Source organism: Ruegeria sp. SATB027, from assembly GCF_059613825.1.
In genome coordinates, this window is sequence record NZ_JBXWTH010000060.1 from 1 (window position 1) to 3,393 (window position 3,393).

The 3,393-nt window shown below is 55.5% G+C and carries 3 protein-coding genes and 1 pseudogene; 2 read left to right on the forward strand and 2 right to left on the reverse strand.

Annotated features, from left to right (window positions below; translation table 11 throughout):
- Positions 1-241: 241 nt before the first annotated feature.
- Positions 242-856, reverse strand: coding sequence for a protein-methionine-sulfoxide reductase heme-binding subunit MsrQ (msrQ, locus tag AC2FPW_RS16830; RefSeq protein ID WP_496814647.1), 615 nt, complete (start codon positions 854-856; stop codon positions 242-244).
- Between the two features lie 4 nt (positions 857-860).
- Positions 861-1,763 (reverse strand): protein-methionine-sulfoxide reductase catalytic subunit MsrP, encoded by a 903-nt coding sequence (gene msrP / locus AC2FPW_RS16835; RefSeq protein WP_496814648.1) that lies wholly within the window; start codon positions 1,761-1,763, stop codon positions 861-863.
- A 378-nt stretch (positions 1,764-2,141) separates the two neighbouring features.
- Here msrP and AC2FPW_RS16840 point away from each other — a divergent pair, with 378 nt between their 5' ends.
- Complete coding sequence (locus tag AC2FPW_RS16840; RefSeq protein ID WP_480833528.1) at positions 2,142-2,957, forward strand: cyclase family protein; 816 nt, start codon at positions 2,142-2,144, stop codon at positions 2,955-2,957.
- 97 nt (positions 2,958-3,054) lie between these two features.
- Positions 3,055-3,393, forward strand: a pseudogene (locus AC2FPW_RS16845) (hypothetical protein); the annotation flags it as partial.

Here is a 3,393-nt window from a genome sequence, read left to right on the forward strand (position 1 = left end):
CCAGTCCGTCAGGCCAACCTCAGCTGCGCCGGTGAAGGGGGTTCTAAGTATTACTCTCAAAACCCGCAAGCGGAAAAAGCACAAAATCAAAGAAAATTCCTAATTTTAAAAATTATTATTAAATTTCATTTGCTTAAAGCCTCTTAACCAAGCAAAATCACGCCGCAATCTTCGGAAACGCAGACGTGGCGCCCTAACCTACCGCCTTACTTTCAACGTTACCCACAGACTCGGCCCCGAGTCAGGCAGAATCTGCTGTGTTGGACTGGAGTGACAGGCTTGGAATCGGCAACCTAAGGGCAAGAAGAATGACGATAGCTGCCAAATAGATCAGCGGCTCGATCTGAAACCCTTTTGCCAGCATCACATAATGCAGGCTGCCCAGCAAAGCGGCCGGGTACACCAGCCAATGCAGCCTGCGCCAACGCGGCCCCAGTCGGCGCACCGACCAGTTGTTGGATGTTGCCGTCAGAGGCAACAGCAAAAGAAACGCCCCCATTCCAACGGTAATATAAGGACGCTTGAGGATATCCGCCCAAATCTGGCTGGGAAGCTGAACGTCCAGAACCAGCCAGACAAGGAGATGCAGGCTGACATATACAAAAGTCAGCACCCCAATGGCCCGACGGAACTTCATCAGGTTCAAGCCCACAAATCGGCGCAAGGATGTGATGGCCAGCCCGGCAATCAGCAACTGTAAAGCCAGTTCGCCATAGCGGTGTTCCAGCGCCTCAATCGGTTCGATTCCCAAACCGCCAGTCAGGCCAAGATAGAACAGCCAGGGCGCGGGCAGCGCGCCCATCAGATAAACGGCCCATACCGGAATACGCCGGAGTGTCTGATTGATGGCCTGCATGATTCTAGTAGTTCCTGGCCAGATCCATACCTTCATAAAGGCTGGCGACCTCTTCTTCATAACCGTTGAACATCAGCGTCGGTTTGCGCGAGGCAAACAGGCCGCCGCCGATTTCACGTTCGGAGGCTTGCGACCAGCGCGGATGGTCCACGTTCGGGTTTACATTACTATAAAACCCGTATTCTCGCGAATTGGCCATATTCCAACTGGTGGGCGGCTCTTCTTCAGTAAGCGTGATCCGGACAATGGACTTGATCGATTTGAACCCGTATTTCCACGGCACGACCAGACGCAAAGGCGCGCCGTTCTGATTTGGAATCGGCTTGTTATAGATACCAGTGGCCATGATCGTCAGCGGATGCATCGCCTCGTCCAGGCGCAAACCCTCGCGATAGGGCCATTCCAGAATGGGATAGCGCGTTCCCGGCATCTCATCCGGGCGGTGGGCCGTTTCGAACGCTACGTATTTCGCGCCCTCTTTCACCCCCGCCATGTTCAGAAGATCGGCCAGTTCGAACCCGTTCCATGGTACGACCATCGACCAGGCTTCAACGCAACGGAAGCGATAGATGCGTTCTTCGATCGTCATCTCGGACAGGATGTCCTTGAAATCATACTCACCAGGACGATCGACCAGACCGTCAATCTTTACGCTCCAGGGTTCGGTTACCAGCGTATGCGCATATTTCGCCGGGTCATCTTTTCCGGTCCCGAACTCATAATAATTGTTGTAACTCGTGATCTCATCCCAGGTGTTCGGCTCCAGCGCATCCTGCGCCGCAGCTGGTTGGCCCATTGCCGCCACACCAACACCCGCCATCCCGGCCATGACCTGCCGCCGGCTCAGGAACGCCGCCCGTGGCGTTACGTCGGCATGTGTCAATGTATTGGTCCAGCGATGCGCCATTTAGGTCTCCGTCGTATTTGTTTGTCATTACAGACTTAGGGTGCTGATAGCACAGACCCATGGAAACAGGCGTCACGTTTGAGCGACGTGATTGTAACGTTCCGAGTGGCGACAGGCCCAGACAGGCGGATTGTGCCGCGCTCTGCCCGCTTTCAGCGGTTGTCACGACCTGAGCCAACTCTCAGTGCTCGAACATTTCGTTGGGGATATACGGTTCATTCAGAGCTGGCTCTGAACGAGGACAACAGCCGAGTTGTCTGCCTGCAGTCTTTACAACTGCGGGTCCAAAACTGCACTCTGTCAGACAGGCACCATACGCGATCAACAGTGTGGCGGGCCTGTTTTTGCAGCCGCGTGGCCGCAACGGGAGGACGAAAAATGTGTGATATCTGTGTAATGAACGCCGTAAAAGACAGGATGCTGTCCCGGCGCGGGTTCTTCAAAGCCGCGGCGGCATCGGGTGTTGCGGCTGCCGCAACCGGGGCTATGGCACCGGCCGCACTGGCCGCGGGGCATGGCGGTGTCCAAGACATGACCCACACGCTCAGCCCGGAGTTCCCGACCTGGGGCGGAGAGCCGGGTATCTCGGCCGAACAGGCATTCAATTTCGCGGAACACGGATTCAATCTGTTCAATTTGTCGATCAATGAGCATACGGGCACGCATATAGATGCCCCGCTGCACTTTTCTGCGGATGGGGCTTCGGTCGATGAAATCCCGGTCTCATATCTGGTTGCACCACTTTGCGTGGTCGATATCGCTGCCCGCGCAGCAGAAGACGCCGATACGCGTTTAACCCCTGATGACCTGAAAGCCTGGATAGCCGCCAATGGCGATATACCAGACGGCGCTTGTGTCGCCATGCACTCTGGGTGGGCTGGCAAAACGGCAACGGACGCGTTCCGCAATTTCGACGGTGAAGCGCAGCATTACCCGGGCTTTCACGTTGAAGCTGCGCAGATGCTGATGGAGGAAACCGGAGCCCGGTCTATTGCCGTTGACACCTTGTCACTGGATCACGGCATGTCTGCGGATTTCGCCACCCATTATGCCTGGTTGCCATCCGGCCGGTTCGGGATCGAATGCCTGGCCAATCTGGATCAGGTACCCGCGTCAGGCGCAACACTTGTTATTGGCGCACCGAAACACGCAGGCGGCACCGGAGGTCCGGCGCGGATACTTGCGCTGATCTGATGAAACTGACGTTTGGCGAAACTGGCCCGCTTTCTTCAGTGGGTCAGTTTCCATCTGCGCATTCCATGAGTGGTAGGCACTGAGAGCAAGCCAGCCAATGGGCAAGACCAAGTCTGACACCACACGGCGCTATGATACCGCTGCACCAAAATGGCGGGATAAGATGCGTGCTCTTGGTTATTACGATGCGTATCTTGGTTTTCTGTCAGCAAGTCAGCTCGCGACAGAGCATAACAGTCGGGTTGTTGATATCGGTGCCGGGACGGCCTCGTTTGCAGAAGCCTGGGTCGCTATTCACGGGTCACCCGTCGAAATAACCCTTCTCGAACCCAGTCAAGCCATGTTGAAACAGGGTCAAAGTGGACTTCGTCCCTGTTTCCGGACAGTTTCACTATTGACCCTATGCGGCCATTTTCCAAGTCATATTGTTAAAGGC

Excerpts from the sequence above, each read along its gene's own strand:
- msrQ (WP_496814647.1), bottom strand. The coding sequence starts at position 856 with ATGCAGGCCATCAATCAGACACTCCGGCGTATTCCGGTATGGGCCGTT.
- msrP (WP_496814648.1), bottom strand. The coding sequence starts at position 1,763 with ATGGCGCATCGCTGGACCAATACATTGACACATGCCGACGTAACGCCA.
- AC2FPW_RS16840 (WP_480833528.1), top strand. The coding sequence starts at position 2,142 with ATGTGTGATATCTGTGTAATGAACGCCGTAAAAGACAGGATGCTGTCC.